The sequence below is a fragment of the Bradyrhizobium sp. ORS 86 genome (assembly GCF_045571475.1).
Lineage (GTDB): Bacteria > Pseudomonadota > Alphaproteobacteria > Rhizobiales > Xanthobacteraceae > Bradyrhizobium.
On the sequence record NZ_CP120699.1, the window covers coordinates 3,971,658 to 3,986,819 of the forward strand.

A 15,162-nucleotide genomic window follows, 5' to 3' on the forward strand; every position below is an offset into this window, starting at 1 on the left:
TTGTCTCCACAAGCCCGGTCATCACAGTTTTCTCGCTTGATTAGATTGCAGGCTCTCATTCTTATGGTCCCGCTGGGCCGCGCGAATCTTCGAATTTGCAACCAGCGTGCAGGGGAAATTCCATGACCGACCTCGGTTCCGCTTCGCGCCCCCGTACCGAAGGTCGCCGCGCCAAATCAGAGATCGAGTCGTCGCAGGATCTGCTGCAGTCGCTACAGGCGATGCGTGCCGGCGATTTTTCCGTTCGGATGCGCGGCGATTATCTCGGTATCGAGGGCAAGATCGCCGACGCCTTTAACGAAATTGCGGCCGCCAACGAGCGGATGGCGCAGCAGCTCGCACGCGTCGGTCAAGTCGTCGGCCGCGAGGGACAGACCCGCCAGCGCGTCAATTTCGGGCTCGCCAGCGGCGCCTGGGCCGACATGGAGGGCTCGGTCAACAGCCTGATCGACGATCTGCTGTGGCCGACCCGGGAGGTGACGCGTGCGGTGGCCGCGGTGGCGCAGGGCGATCTGCTGCAAAGGGTACAGCTCGACGTCGAGGGCAGGCCGCTGCGGGGTGAATTTCTGCAGTCGGCAAACATCGTCAACACGATGATCAAGCAGCTCTCGGTGTTTACCTCCGAGGTCACCCGCGTGGCGCGCGAGGTCGGCACCGAGGGCAAGCTCGGCGGCCAGGCCCAGGTGCCGGAGGTGACCGGGGTCTGGAAAGACCTGACCGAGAGCGTCAACTCGATGGCCAACAATCTGACCGGCCAGGTCCGCAACATCGCCGAAGTGACGATCGCGGTTGCCAATGGCGACCTGTCCAAAAAGATCACCGTCGACGTCCGTGGCGAAATCCTGCAGCTTAAGGAGGCCATCAACACGATGGTCGATCAGCTCCGCTCCTTCGCTTCCGAAGTGACGCGGGTGGCGCGCGAGGTCGGCACCGACGGCAAGCTCGGCGGCCAGGCGATCGTGCCCGGTGTCGCCGGCACCTGGAAGGACTTGACCGACTCCGTCAACGCGATGTGCGGCAACCTGACCGCCCAGGTGCGTAACATTGCCAACGTGACCACCGCGGTGGCGCGCGGCGACCTCTCGCGCAAGATCACGGTCGACGTCAGCGGCGAGATTCTGGAGCTCAAGGATACCATCAACACGATGGTGGACCAGCTCAACTCCTTCGCCTCCGAAGTGACGCGCGTCGCGCGCGAGGTCGGCACCGAGGGCAAGCTCGGTGGCCAGGCCCAGGTGCCGGGCGTCGCAGGCACGTGGAAGGACTTGACCGACAACGTCAACTTCATGGCGTCGAACCTGACCGCGCAGGTTCGCAACATCGCCGATGTCGCGACCGCGATCGCGGGCGGCGATCTTTCGAAGAAGATCACGGTGAACGTGTCGGGTGAAATCCTTCAGCTAAAGGAAACGCTCAACACGATGGTCGACCAGCTCAATGCCTTCGCCTCCGAGGTGACGCGCGTCGCGCGCGAGGTCGGCACGGAAGGTAAGCTAGGTGGCCAGGCCGAGGTGCGCGGCGTGGCCGGCACATGGAAGGACCTGACCGAGAGCGTCAATTCGATGGCGTCGAACCTGACCGCGCAGGTCCGCAACATCGCCGCGGTGACGACCGCGGTCGCCGGCGGCGACCTGTCCAAGAAGATCACGGTGGACGTCCGCGGCGAAATCCTCGAGCTGAAGGACACCATCAACACCATGGTGGACCAGCTCAACGCCTTCGCCGGCGAAGTGACGCGCGTGGCGCGCGAGGTCGGCACCGAAGGCAAGCTCGGCGGTCAGGCCGAGGTGCGAGGCGTTGCCGGCACCTGGAAGGATTTGACCGATAGCGTCAACTCGATGGCGTCGAACCTGACCGCCCAGGTCCGCAACATCGCGGAGGTCGCGACCGCGGTGGCGAAGGGCAACCTGTCGAAGAAGATCACCGTGAACGTGTCGGGCGAGATCCTGCAGCTTAAGGAAACGCTCAACACGATGGTCGATCAGCTCAACGCGTTTGCGGGTGAGGTGACGCGCGTCGCCCGCGAGGTCGGCACTGACGGCAAGCTCGGCGGCCAGGCCGAGGTGCCCGGCGTCGCCGGCACCTGGAAGGACCTGACCGACAGCGTCAATTCGATGGCCGGCAATCTGACGGCACAGGTCCGCAACATCGCGGAGGTCGCGACCGCGATCGCCGGCGGCGACCTGTCGCGCAAGATCACGGTCGACGTGCGCGGCGAGATCCTCCAGCTCAAGGAAACGCTGAACACCATGGTCGACCAGCTCAACCGCTTCGCCGGCGAGGTGACGCGTGTGGCGCGCGAGGTCGGCACCGACGGCAGCCTGGGCGGCCAGGCCAACGTGCCAGGCGTTGCCGGCACCTGGAAGGATCTGACCGACAGCGTCAACTCGATGGCCGGCAATCTCACCGCGCAGGTCCGCAATATCGCTGAAGTGACCACGGCGGTTGCGCGCGGCGACCTGTCGCGCAAGATCACGGTCGACGTGAAGGGTGAAATTCTCGAGCTGAAGAACACCATCAACACGATGGTGGACCAGCTCAACGCATTCGCCGGAGAGGTGACGCGCGTCGCCCGCGAAGTCGGCACCGAAGGCAAGCTCGGCGGTCAGGCCGAGGTGCCCGGTGTCGCCGGCACCTGGAAGGACCTCACCGACAACGTCAACTTCATGGCGTCGAACCTGACCGCGCAGGTCCGCAACATCGCGGAGGTTGCGACTGCGATCGCCGGCGGCGACCTGTCGAAGAAGATCACCGTGGACGTGCGCGGCGAGATCCTGCTGCTCAAGGACACCCTGAACACGATGGTCGAACAGCTACGCTCATTCGCGGCCGAAGTGACGCGCGTCGCGCGCGAGGTCGGCACCGAGGGGCGGCTCGGCGGTCAGGCCGTTGTGCCTGGCGTCGGCGGCACCTGGAAGGATCTGACCGACAACGTCAACCTGTTGGCGGCGAACCTGACTACCCAGGTCCGCAACATCGCCGAAGTCACCACGGCGGTTGCGCGCGGTGACCTGTCGCGCAAGATCACGGTCGACGTGAAGGGCGAAATCCTCGAGCTGAAAAACACCATCAATACGATGGTGGACCAGCTCAACGCTTTTGCCGGCGAGGTGACGCGCGTGGCGCGCGAGGTCGGCACCGAAGGCAAGCTCGGCGGCCAGGCCGAGGTGCGCGGCGTGGCCGGTACCTGGAAGGACCTCACCGACACCGTCAACGTCATGGCGGCCAACCTGACGGAGCAGGTCCGCGGCATCGTCAAGGTGGTGACCGCGGTCGCCGACGGCGACCTGAAACAGAACCTGACGGTGAAATCGAAGGGTGAGGTGGCCGCGCTTGCCGACACCATCAACAACATGACGGAGACGCTCGCGACGTTCGCCGAACAGGTCACCAGCGTGGCACGCGAGGTGGGCGTCGAGGGACGGCTGGGTGGTCAGGCCAACGTGCCCGGCGCGGCCGGGACCTGGAAGGATCTGACCGGCAACGTCAACCTGCTCGCGGCCAATCTGACATCCCAGGTGCGCGCGATCGCGGAAGTGGCGACCGCCGTGACCAAGGGCGACCTGACCCGTTCGATCCAGGTCGATGTGCGCGGCGAGGTGGCCGAGCTGAAGGACAACATCAACACGATGATCGGCAACCTCCGCCTGACCACGGAGCGCAACACCGAGCAGGACTGGCTGAAGACCAACCTGGCGCGCTTCACCAACATGCTGCAGGGCCAGCGCGATCTCGCGACCGTCGGTCGCCTGCTGCTGACCGAGCTGGCACCGCTGATCAATGCGCATATGGGCGTGATCTACCAGGTCGACAGTCCCGAAAACCCGCAGCTCCGCCTCCTGTCGGCCTACGCCAGCGACAGCAGCAATCCGCACCCGCAGATCATCCAGTTCGGCGAGGGATTGATCGGTCAATGCGCTCTCGACAAGCGCCAGCGCCTTGTGTCGGAAATTCCCGGCGACGCGGTGCCGGTCAATTCCGCCCTGATGCGGATCATGCCGCGGAACCTGGTCGTATTCCCGGTGCTGTTCGAGAACCAGGTCAAGGCCGTGATCGAGCTGTCCTCGATCTCGTCCTTCACCACATCGCAGATCACCTTCCTCGAGCAATTGACCGACAGCATCGGCATCGTGCTCAACAGTATCGAGGCGACGATGCAGACCGAGGCGCTGCTCAAGCAGTCGCAGCAGCTCGCGGCCGAGCTTCAGACCCAGCAGAGGGAGTTGCAGCAGACCAACGATCAGCTCGAGCAGAAGGCTCAGCAACTCGCCGAGCGCAACGTCGACGTCGAGCGCAAGAACCAGGAGATCGAGCAGGCGCGGCGCGCGCTGGAAGAGAAGGCGACGGAGCTGTCGCTGACCTCGAAGTATAAGTCCGAATTCCTTGCGAACATGTCGCACGAGCTGCGAACGCCCCTGAACTCGATTCTGATCCTCGGCCAGCAACTCACCGAAAACCCCGACGGCAATCTGACCGGCAAGCAGGTCGAATTCGCCCGCACCATTCATGGTGCCGGCACCGATCTGCTGAACCTGATCAGCGACATCCTCGACCTCTCCAAGATCGAGTCCGGCACCGTGACCGTCGACGCCGAGGAAATTCTCACGTCGAGCCTGCTCGATACTGTCGGGCGGCCGTTCCGGCACGAGGCGGAGAACCGGCATCTCACCTTCAGCATCGACGTCGACAGCAACCTTGCGCGCAGCATGGTGACTGACTCCAAGCGGTTGCAGCAGGTGCTCAAGAACCTGCTCTCGAACGCGTTCAAGTTCACCGCGGAAGGCGGGGTGAGCCTGACCGTGTCGGCCGCTCTCGGCGGTTGGAGCGCCGAACATCCGATCCTGAATACGGCGCCCGCGGTGGTCGCGTTCGAGGTGTCCGATACGGGAATCGGCATTCCCCAGGACAAGCAGAAGTTGATCTTCGAAGCATTCCAGCAGGCCGATGCGGGCACCAGCCGCAAATACGGCGGCACCGGCCTTGGCCTCGCCATCAGCCGCGAGCTCGCAAGCCTGCTCGGCGGCGAGATTCATTTGCGCAGCGCGCCGGGCAAGGGCTCGACTTTCACGCTCTATCTGCCGCTGAAATATTCGGGGCCGAGCATAGCGCTTCGACCGCAGGCACAGGCCGCGCTGATGCCATCCGCGCCGGCACCGTCGCTGCAGGCCTCGTCTGCGCAGGAGCGCGCGATCGAGCCGCTGCCGGACGATCGGCTCAATCTCGAAGCCGGCGATACGATCCTTCTGATCGTCGAGGACGACCCGCACTATGCACGGGTGCTGATCGACCTGGCCCGGGACAAGGGCTTCAAGGTTCTGGTGGCGAGCCGCGGCGCCGAGGCGCTCGACCTTGCCAAGCAGTATCAGCCGGCCGCCGTCTCGCTCGACGTGTTCCTGCCGGACATGCTCGGCTGGACCGTGCTGAGCCAGCTCAAGCACAATCCGCTGACCCGGCACATTCCGGTGCAGATCATCACCCTCGATGAGGATCGGCAGCATGCGCTGGCCCGCGGGGCCTTCTCATTCGTCAACAAGCCGACCACCACCGAAGGCGTCAGCGCGGCGCTCTCTCAGATCAAGGAATACGCCAAGCCGCGGCGCAAGCGCTTGCTGATCGTCGAAGACAACGCTGCGGAACAGCTCAGCATCAGGGAATTGCTCGGGCACGAAGACATCGAGATCGTGACCAGCGAAACTGGAGCAGGGGCGTTGTCGACGTTGCGGGAGAATCCGTGTGACTGCGTCGTGCTCGACCTGCGCCTGCCCGACATGAGCGGTTTTGAGGTGCTCGACCAGATCCGCAAGGACGACAGGCTTTCGAACGTTCCGGTCGTGGTGTTCACGGGACGGGAACTGTCAGCCGAGGAGGACGCGGAACTTCACACGATGGCGCGAAGCATCGTCGTCAAGGGCGTGGAATCGCCTGAACGTCTGCTCGATGAAACGTCACTGTTCCTGCACCGTGTGATCACGGAATTGCCCGCGGCTAAACAGAAGATGCTCGAAAAGCTCAATAGCTCCGATGAGGATCTTATTGGCAAGACGGCGCTGCTGGTCGACGATGACGCCCGCAACATCTTCGCCCTTTCCAGCGTGCTTGAGCGGCGCGGTATGAAAGTGCTGACTGCGACAACAGGTCACGAGGCAATCTCGCTGGTCGAGTCGAATCCGAAGATCGCGATCGTGCTCATGGACATCATGATGCCGCAGATGGACGGTTACCAGACCATCGGTGCGATCAGACAAAACTCCGCCTTCGCGCGGCTGCCGATCATAGCGCTGACGGCGAAGGCGATGAAGGGCGACCGCGAGAAATGCCTGGAGGCAGGCGCGTCCGACTATCTGGCAAAGCCCGTCAATACCGAACAACTGCTGCTCGCGATCCGCATGTGGCTGCACCGCTGATCGGCGCTCGAAAATGATGGACCAAGAAAAGGTAAACATTCTTCTGGTCGATGATCAGCCGGCGAAGCTGCTGGCCTACGAGGTCATTCTGAAGGAGCTTGGCGAGAATCTGGTTGCGGTATCGTCGGGCCGCGAGGCGCTTGAATTCCTGCTCAAGAACGAGGTCGCGGTCATCCTTGTCGACGTCTGCATGCCCGAGCTCGACGGCTTCGAGCTCGCAGCGATGATCCGCGATCATCCGCGCTTCCAGAAGACGGCGATGATCTTCATCTCGGCTATCCAGGTCAGCGATTTCGACCGGCTCCGCGGCTACGAAATGGGCGCCGTCGACTACGTGCCGGTGCCTGTCGTACCGGAGGTGTTGCGCGCAAAGATCCGCGTGTTCGCCGAGCTCTACCGTAAGACGCGGCAGCTTGAGCGGCTCAATGCTGAGCTCGAGGACCGGGTGCGCGCGCGGACCGCCGAGCTCGAGCAATCGACCGCGCGGCTGGTCGAAAGCGAGCAACGCCGCAGCATGGCGATTGCCGCGGGCAAGATGGGGTCGTGGGACTGGGATTGGGTCAACGGCGACTGGATGTGGGATGAGGGCCAGTACAAGATCTTCGGCGTCGATCCGAAATCCTTTGAGCTCACCTCGGAGAATATCCAGGGACTGTTTCACCCCGAGGACGTCGACGAACTTCGGCAAGCGTGGGAAGGCTTCGGCAAGGGGCAAACCTCATATGAAGCCGAATTTCGTGTCCTGCGGCCGGACGGCGAAGTCCGCTGGTGCGTCGGCACCGCAGCGGCCACCAGCGATCGGCATGGTCGCGTGGTACGGGTCAGCGGAGTTACGGTCGACATCACCGACCGCAAGCGTGCCGAGGAGCGTCAGAGTCTGCTGACGCGTGAGGTCGATCACCGCGCCAAGAATGCGCTGGCGCTGGCGCAATCGATCGTCCGGCTGACGCGCGCGCAGAATGTGAGCGCCTACGTGCGGGCGGTTGAGGGACGCATCACCGCACTCGCGCGGGTTCACACGGTGCTGTCGCTGTCGAGCTGGCAAGGAGCGGAGATCCGGCGGCTGGTGACTGAGGAGATCGCGCCCTATTCCGAAGCCGGGCAGATCCAGATCGAGGGCGGCGAGGTGCAGTTGCAGCCTGCGACGGCGCAAACGCTGGCGCTGGCATTGCACGAACTCGTCACCAATTCCGCCAAGTATGGCAGCCTGTCTGTATTGTTGGGCCGGCTCGCGATCACCTGGGAAGTACAGGACGACACGCTGATCCTGGCGTGGGTGGAATCCGGCGGCCCCAAGGTGACCAAACCGAAGCAGAAGGGGTTCGGAACCCGCAGCGTGATCGCCAGTATCGAGACCCAGCTCGGCGGCCGGGCCGATTTCGACTGGCGGGCAGAGGGGCTCATTTGTCGCCTGACCGTTCCACTGCGATCGGTCTTCTCGCCGGAATCCCAGGCTTTCCGCGAAATGTCGGACCAGGATCGCAAACCAGCCGTCCAGTCACAGGTCGGACAAACAATATCCGTGCGATTGTGAGGTGAGGTGCCCGTACCTTCAACTGGACGTCGGTAGCGGGCGCGATAGCGGCGTGCGTCGGACGAGGGCAGCGGCGCGTTAGAGCACGCACGCATAGCGGCGCGCTCGGCGGCTAGCCTTGTCCGTCCTTGAGACCGAATTGCTCGTAGATGGTCAGCGGATCGGTGTCAGGAAATAGCCTGCACTTGGCCTGCGCGAGGTGCAGGGTAACGGCACCAGGTTCACACTTGGCGGTCAGAAGCTTCCGAACGTCCTCCATATGTGCACGCGGCTGATGCTTGGACGGAAGCTGCTCGAGCGCGACAAGCGCTGTGGCCAGGGCCTCGGTAACCACCCAATCGTCGTGTCCGGTAATTCCTTTCCGCGGCATCGCCACACCTCCCGTGCACCGGCGCGACATTCTAACGCAAGGCGGGTGGGGGCTGTCATCAGCCAACATGGTCCGGCCTGCGGGAATTGTGGTTCGAGCGATGCTGCCGCGAGAAGCCGCAGGGAACCCGCTATGGCCAAGCACCAAGGCCATGACTAGAACGGCAGGTGAGGCCAAACCCATTCAGCTCAGCCACCGAATGTTCGAGCCCTACCTCTCAGAATGGAGCCTCGTCCCGGACGGCAGCCCCATGATGACCCCCGCGGCGCGGCTGCTGCCCGTGAGGTTGCGGGGCGAACCCGCGATGCTCAAGCTCACGACGGAAAGGGACGAACGGCTCGGGGCCGCGGTGATGGAGTGGTGGGGAGGAGAGGGCGCAGCACGCCTCCTTGCCCGCGGCAGCGACGCGCTGTTGATGGAGCGGGCGACCGGACCGGCGTCCCTCAGCGAGATGGCGCGAACTGGACGGCAGGTCGGATGTGACGCCGCTCGTGCACTGGTTTCGCGAGCTGGAGCTCGCCGCCTGTTGTCCTGGATTGTCGCTTGGACCGGCCTGTCGCCGGCCCGGTTTCTGGGAGACGGCGATCCGCTCGCCGAGATCGCCCCGCAAATCGCAAAGCTCGCCGCAGCCGAGCTCGACCGGATGGCCTAAGGGCGAGCCGCGACTACGCTGCGACGGCACTCGTTCCAGTCAGCGACACGCTCAAAATGCGCCATGTCGATATGTCGAAGAAGTAGGCAGTCTTGATACGCGCGGAGGCGGGATCCGGTGCCTGGATCACCGTGTGGAATTGCCGCGTCCCATCGCTCAGCGAAATCCGGAATGTCTGCATGGGCCAAACCTCCACCACCGAATGCTGTGGCAGGAAGGGTTAACGTCAGGTTGCACGCGCTCGCTGGCGCCTGCATTCATCTCCGGACGGTCGAGCCATCCGCGGGCCAATGGCGGCAAACGCGCTGCGACGACATGCGTTGTACGCGTTGGAATCACGTAGGATGGGATATGGCGGAAGGGGTGGGATTCGAACCCACGGTACCCTTGCGGGCACGCCGGTTTTCAAGACCGGTGCCTTAAACCACTCGGCCACCCTTCCATTCGCGGATGCGAGCGGCATAGCAAAGTGATGCGGGTCGGGAAAGGGGTTAGGGCAGCCCCTAGGAAATGCGCTTGGGCGCCGAATGGTTGATGGGCTTGATGCTTCAGTTCAGCGCGAAAGCCAGCAGGCTCGAGCACAGCAAGACTAGGCTTGCCGCAGTCAGCGTCAGAAACCCGTCGGAGACCAAATCGTGATTACGCATGATACACCTGCCTGTGACCCGATGCTCATCCGAATTGATTAAAGCTTTCCGAACCGTCGCTCCTGGAAAGAGGTGATGCGTCTTTCCGCTCCAACGGACCATCAGGCCCGATACCGATAGCCTTCCACGGCATGAGCCAAGAAGATCGCTGCACTCACCAAGGCCATAACCGCCGTAACCGTCTCGATCATCGCAAACTTCCTTTGCGCCCCACACGCGAGAGAGAACGATTGCAACCTTGCACAGTCAAAAAGATTCAATTGTTGGAATCGAAGATCGGACCGGACTGATGATTTGCTGCAACAGTGTGTCTGATACCGGGACAGCCGAGCGTGTTGGGCTCATCCGCAGCTCCGTAGATCCACGGATGGGCGCACAACCAATCGTTCACCACAGGGTGGCTCTCCCCATTTCCGCCTTGTTCCGGTTGCGATATCTTCACCATCCGGTGCGGAGGTGGGCCGCATCGTGACAATGGGGACTCCGACCTCTCGCAGTAGGTGCGGGTCCGGCAAAATGGTACTTGGGGCAGATGGGGATCACACGGCCAGATTCGATTGTCCGGACGGCGCGCAGCGCTGTTGCGGTGGCAGCGTGCCTCGTCCTTGCCAACTGCGCGGCGTCGAACAAATTCGCAAGCCGCATTGATCCCAGATACGGCGTATCATCGAGCCCGCGTGTCGTGGCGTTCGGTGAGCCCGTGCCGAAAGGCGGCGGCACCTACCGCGTCGGCAAGCCCTATGTCGTCGCCGGCCGCACCTATGTGCCCGAGGAGAATGTCAACTACCGCGCCGAGGGCATCGCGTCCTGGTATGGCGATGACTTCCATGGCCGCCTGACCGCCAATGGCGAGGTATTCGATATGGCGTCGCTGACGGCGGCGCATCCAACCCTGCCGATGCCGTGCTACGCCCGCGTCACCAATCTGAGCAACGGCAGATCGCTCATCGTTCGCGTCAATGACCGGGGCCCATATCACGGCAATCGCCTCATAGACGTCTCGAACAAGGCCGCCGAACTCCTTGAATTCAAAGGAAACGGCACGGCTCGTGTCCGCGTTGAATATGTCGGCCGCGCGCCGCTCGAAGGGTCGGATGACCGGCAACTGATCGCGACCTTGCGCACGGGAACGCCAGCCCCGGCACCGTCGCTGGTGCGGGTCGCTTCGGCACGGTCGTTCGTGCCTGACATGTCGTCCTCGGCCGGCCGCGTCCGCGGCGATGTCCCGCTGCCGGAAGGGCGACCCTACAGCCTCGGCAACACCTCGGCCGACTACGCGTCGACCAGCGCCACCTCTGAAATCTCAGGCTCGAGCCGCTCGCGCGGCCGCACTCTGAACAATCCGCGGGAAGTGTCCTATGAGGCCGATGCCCGCTATGCCGCGAGCCCGGCACCGTCCTATGTGCCGATCGACGCGCGCGGCCCGGCCGAAGTGCTGAGCGGGCGCGGTCTCTACTGAATCAAGCACTTCGCCGGATTATCTGAGAAACGCAATCAGCGCCTGATTGACTTCGTCGGGCCGCTCCTGCTGGATCCAGTGACCGGCCCCCTCGATAATGAGCTTCTGCTTCAGGTTCGGCAGCACGCGCTCCATGTCGGCGACCCGTTTGGCGCCGATCAGCCCGGTGATCACCGAATCGTTCGAGCCGGCAATGAACAGCGACGGCTGACGGATCTGCGCATCCTGCCAGGGCGCGGTCAGTTCCCAGTTGCGGTCGAGATTGCGGTACCAGTTCAGCCCGCCGCGGAAGCCAGAGACAGCGTAGCTGGCCGCGAATTCCGCGATGTCGGCCTCGGTGAGCCAATTCGGCAGCGGCTTCCCGGACGGCAGCTTGCCCAGGAATCCCTTGGCCTCGTCGACGAACATCGAATCGGGGTCGGACACGCCGCGCCCGAGGATCTGGCGCATGGTGTGGGCGATGTCGCGCTCGAATTCGGCCTCTGCCACGCCGGGCGGCTGGAAGTACTGCCAATAGAAGTTTGTGATGCCGCTCTGGCACAGAGTCTCGAGTGGTCGGCCCCGCCCTCGGAACGGGGGCGGGACGCTGAGGCCGGCGACTTTGCTGAAGATGTCCGGCCGAAACAATGCCGCATGCCAGGCCACCGGTGCACCCCAGTCGTGGCCGATGATCATGGCCTGCTTCTCGCCGAGGGCGGCAACCAGTGCGACCATGTCGCCAACGGTATCGAAGATCGTATAGGCATCGATATCGGCCGGCGCGCTGGTCCGGCCGAAGCCGCGCATGTCAGGGGCGGCGACCCGGAAGCCGGCAGCAGCCAGAGCCTCGATCTGGTGCCGCCAGGAGTAGGACAGTTCCGGCCAGCCGTGGCAGAGCACGACGAGCGGACCTTGTCCCGCTTCGCGCACAAACATGTCGATACCGTTGGCGGAAATGATGTGGGAGGACTGCATCGCGTTTCCGCCTCGTTTGCCGGTTGTGGGTGCGGTGAACTGGTTCCAACGATAGGCAGGTTCACCGCGAGCGGCAATCCGGCCGACCGTGCACAGGCGCGAAAACCTCAGTTGTTTGCGGTACTTCCAATTGTTAGAACGCAGTCTTTCAGGATATCGCCGATGGCAACCGAGACCGCAGTTCCCCGCACCTTCGCCGCTCGAGGCTGGCGCGCCCTGGTTGCCGCGCTCGTCGTGCTCGGCATCGGCTGCGGTGGGGTGGTCTATGCCGCCAACAACAGCGTGCAGGGCGCCAAGAAGGAGGAAGGCGGTTTCGATGGCGATGCGCCGACCGCGATCCTGATCGAGGCCTCCAGCGGCAGCGTCCTGTTTGAAAAGAACGCCGACGAACTGCGCGCGCCGTCCAGCATGATGAAGTTGATGACCGCCGAGGTGGTGTTCAACGCCCTCGAGAAGGGGGATATCAAGCTCACCGACGAGTACCGGATCAGCGAATACGCCTGGCGGCATGGTGGAGCGCCGTCGGGCACCTCCACGATGTTCGCCGCGATCAACAGCAAGGTCTCCGTCGACGACCTCCTGCACGGGGCGATCATCCAGAGCGGCAACGACGCCTGTATCGCGCTGGCCGAAGGCATTGCCGGCAACGAGCACATCTTCGCCGCCGACTTCATGACCAAGCGGGCGCGCGAGCTCGGCATGACCAAGTCGACCTTCGCCAATTCCAACGGGTTGCCCGACCCCGGCAACAAGATGACGGTGCGGGAGCTCGCGATGCTGGCGCGCCACATCATCCTGACCTATCCCGACAGGTACAAGTTGTTCGGCGAAAAGGAGTTCACCTGGAACAAGATCCGCCAGCAGAACCGCAATCCGCTGCTCAACGCGTTGCCCGGTGCGGACGGTCTGAAGACCGGCTACACCAAGGAAGGCGGCTACGGCATGGTCGGATCGGCGGTGCAGAACGACACCCGGCTGATCGTGGTGGTGAACGGTCTTGAGGATTCGGAAGACCGCGCCACCGAAGCCAAGAAGATGCTCGAATGGGGTTTCCGTAACTTCGAGACGCGGACATTGATCGCGGCCAACCAGACTGTCGGTTACGCGCGAGTGTTCGGCGGCGCCACCCGATCGGTCAAGCTCACCAGCCCCGATCCGATCAAGGTGATGGTGTCGAAGAACGGCAACGACAAGCTGATGGCCCGCATCGTCTATAGCGGTCCGGTCAAGGCGCCGATCGAAGCCGGCCAGAAGATCGGTGTCGTCAGAGTGTGGCGTGGCGGCAATGTCGCGATGGAAGCACCGCTCTTTGCCGCGGATGCGGTTGGCACGGGATCGACCATGCGCCGTGCGCTCGATGGCGCCCAGGAGCTCGTCATCGGCATGTTCCGCGCCGGCGTCGAGAAGCTCTGACATGGTTGAAGTCGCGCTCAAACGGCCCAGCTTGCGCGGTCGCTTCATCACCTTTGAGGGCGGTGAAGGATCCGGAAAATCGACGCAGATCCGCAGGCTCGCCGAACGGCTCGATGGCGCCAAGCTGCGCGCCATCGTCACCCGGGAGCCCGGTGGCTCGCCGGGGGCAGAGATCATCCGCCACCTCGTGCTGTCGGGGATGGGCAAGCTGCTTGGGCCGGATGCCGAGACGCTGCTGTTCGCCGCCGCTCGCGACGACCATGTCCGCACAGTGATCCTGCCGGCGCTGAACCAGGGCGTCTGGGTGCTGTGCGACCGCTTCTTCGATTCAACGCGCGTCTATCAGGGCCAGCTTGGGCAGGTGCTGCCCGGCCTCGTCAACGCCATGCAGCGTGTCACGATCGGCGATCTCAAGCCCGATCTGACCTTCATCCTGGACGTGCCGGTCGAGATCGGCCTGCAACGCGCCGCCGCTCGCCGCGGAAACGCCGTGGCTGATCGTTTCGAAGCCGAGGATGTTCAGTTCCACGAAAATCTGCGTGAGGGGTACCGGAAGATCGCAGCGGAGGATCCGCAGCGCTGCGTCTTGATCGATGCCACGGGCGATCCTGATACGGTCGCGGCCAAGATATGGACCGCACTGCGCGAGCGTTTGTTCGCGGCGGCGACGGCAGCCGGTCCCGCATGAGCGCGCGCAAGACCGAGCAGGAGATCGCGGTCCGGCATCCGCGCGAGACGTCCGACTTGTTCGGGCATCGCGAGGCCGAGACCGCATTGCTCGCCGCCTATCGCAGCGGACGGATTCCGCACGCCTGGATGATCGGCGGCGCGCAGGGCATCGGTAAGGCGACGCTGGCCTACCGCATGGCACGGTTCGTCCTGGCGTTCCGCAATCCGACGGCCTCCCAGGTGCAGCAGGCGCCGTCGCTGCGCCTCGATCCGGCGGACCCGGTGGCTCGCCAGGTCACCGCCGGCGCGCATGGTGGACTCCTGGTGCTGGAGCGGGGCCTCAATGACCGCGGCGTGATGCGGACGGTGATCACGGTCGACGAGACGCGCGAGACGATTTCGTTCTTCGGATCGACCGCCGCGGTCGATGGCTGGCGCGTCTGCATCGTCGACACTGTCGATGAGCTTAATCCCAACGCCGCGAACGCGCTGCTCAAGGTCCTCGAGGAGCCGCCGCAGCAATCGCTGTTCTTGTTGGTCAGCCACGCGCCGTCACGGGTGCTGCCGACCATCCTGTCCCGGTGCCGCAAATTGCTGCTGCGGCCGCTCGATGCGGGTGACGTTGTGCGCGCCGCGGCGGCGGCAACGGATATTGCCGCTGACGATCCCGCCCTGGTCGAGGCTTCCGCGGCCTCGGAGGGGAGTGTGGGGAGGGCGCTGTCGCTGCTTGGCGGCGACGCGCTCAAGCTACAGCAGCGCACGGCTGCGCTGCTGGCGACGCTTCCCAGGGTTGATCCCCGTGAATTGCATGCGCTTGGCGAGGCACTCGGCACAAGCGACCGCGCCGCGCTCGCCGCCTTCATCGACGGGATCGATCGTTGGATGAGCGAGCGCATGCGAACCGGCGATGCCAATGCCAATCTGCCGCGCCTTGCACGGCTCGCGGAGGTATGGGAAAAGATCGTCCGCGCTGCGCGCGACACCGAGGCCTATAATCTGGAGCGCAAGCCGCTGGTTTTCTCGGTGTTTTCGATGCTTGCGGACGCAACCCGATAGACGC

At 63.9% G+C, this 15,162-nt stretch carries 10 protein-coding genes and 1 tRNA gene; 7 read left to right on the forward strand and 4 right to left on the reverse strand.

Annotation, left to right across the window (positions count from 1 at the left end; translation table 11 throughout):
* Positions 1-122: 122 nt before the first annotated feature.
* Together P6U25_RS18320 and P6U25_RS18325 are read left to right on the forward strand one after the other, a co-directional pair.
* Entirely contained in the window at positions 123-6,404 is a 6,282-nt protein-coding gene (locus tag P6U25_RS18320; protein WP_407146160.1) for a HAMP domain-containing protein, read from the forward strand.
* A 16-nt stretch (positions 6,405-6,420) separates the two neighbouring features.
* Complete coding sequence (locus P6U25_RS18325) at positions 6,421-7,938, forward strand: HWE histidine kinase domain-containing protein (RefSeq protein ID WP_407152552.1); 1,518 nt, start codon at positions 6,421-6,423, stop codon at positions 7,936-7,938.
* Positions 7,939-8,050: 112 nt separating this feature from the next.
* Here the strand turns inward: P6U25_RS18325 and P6U25_RS18330 are convergent, their stop codons facing one another.
* Positions 8,051-8,308, reverse strand: a complete 258-nt coding sequence (locus P6U25_RS18330) for a hypothetical protein (RefSeq protein ID WP_407146161.1) — start codon at positions 8,306-8,308, stop codon at positions 8,051-8,053.
* A 199-nt stretch (positions 8,309-8,507) separates the two neighbouring features.
* Here P6U25_RS18330 and P6U25_RS18335 point away from each other — a divergent pair, with 199 nt between their 5' ends.
* The gene (locus tag P6U25_RS18335; RefSeq protein WP_407146162.1) at positions 8,508-8,960 is read left to right on the forward strand and encodes an aminoglycoside phosphotransferase family protein; all 453 of its coding nucleotides are present in this window, start codon (positions 8,508-8,510) and stop codon (positions 8,958-8,960) included.
* A 13-nt stretch (positions 8,961-8,973) separates the two neighbouring features.
* Here the strand turns inward: P6U25_RS18335 and P6U25_RS18340 are convergent, their stop codons facing one another.
* A complete protein-coding gene (locus P6U25_RS18340) occupies positions 8,974-9,141 on the reverse strand; it encodes a hypothetical protein (protein ID WP_407146163.1) in 168 nt (55 codons plus the stop codon).
* Positions 9,142-9,312: 171 nt separating this feature from the next.
* Positions 9,313-9,402: transfer RNA gene (locus P6U25_RS18345), tRNA-Ser, on the reverse strand.
* Between the two features lie 737 nt (positions 9,403-10,139).
* Between P6U25_RS18345 and P6U25_RS18350 the strand changes: the two genes are divergently transcribed.
* On the forward strand, positions 10,140-11,066 hold the full coding sequence (locus tag P6U25_RS18350) for a septal ring lytic transglycosylase RlpA family protein (RefSeq protein ID WP_407146164.1): 927 nt from the start codon (positions 10,140-10,142) through the stop codon (positions 11,064-11,066).
* A gap of 18 nt (positions 11,067-11,084) precedes the next feature.
* Here P6U25_RS18350 and P6U25_RS18355 read toward each other — a convergent pair whose 3' ends face one another.
* A complete protein-coding gene (locus P6U25_RS18355) occupies positions 11,085-12,020 on the reverse strand; it encodes an alpha/beta fold hydrolase (RefSeq protein ID WP_407146165.1) in 936 nt (311 codons plus the stop codon).
* A 162-nt stretch (positions 12,021-12,182) separates the two neighbouring features.
* On the opposite strand from P6U25_RS18355, the gene P6U25_RS18360 reads away from it, so the two are divergent.
* The 3 genes from P6U25_RS18360 to P6U25_RS18370 are packed head-to-tail and all read left to right on the forward strand — an operon-like array spanning position 12,183 to position 15,158.
* Positions 12,183-13,433, forward strand: a complete 1,251-nt coding sequence (locus P6U25_RS18360) for a D-alanyl-D-alanine carboxypeptidase family protein (RefSeq protein ID WP_407146166.1) — start codon at positions 12,183-12,185, stop codon at positions 13,431-13,433.
* A gap of 1 nt (position 13,434) precedes the next feature.
* A complete protein-coding gene (gene tmk / locus P6U25_RS18365) occupies positions 13,435-14,121 on the forward strand; it encodes a dTMP kinase (protein ID WP_407146167.1) in 687 nt (228 codons plus the stop codon).
* Positions 14,118-15,158 carry a DNA polymerase III subunit delta' gene (locus tag P6U25_RS18370; protein WP_407146168.1) on the forward strand — a complete coding sequence of 347 codons (1,041 nt, stop codon included), beginning with the start codon at positions 14,118-14,120 and terminating at the stop codon, positions 15,156-15,158. The genes tmk and P6U25_RS18370 overlap by 4 nt, the downstream gene beginning before the upstream one ends.
* The last annotated feature ends 4 nt before the right edge of the window (positions 15,159-15,162 follow it).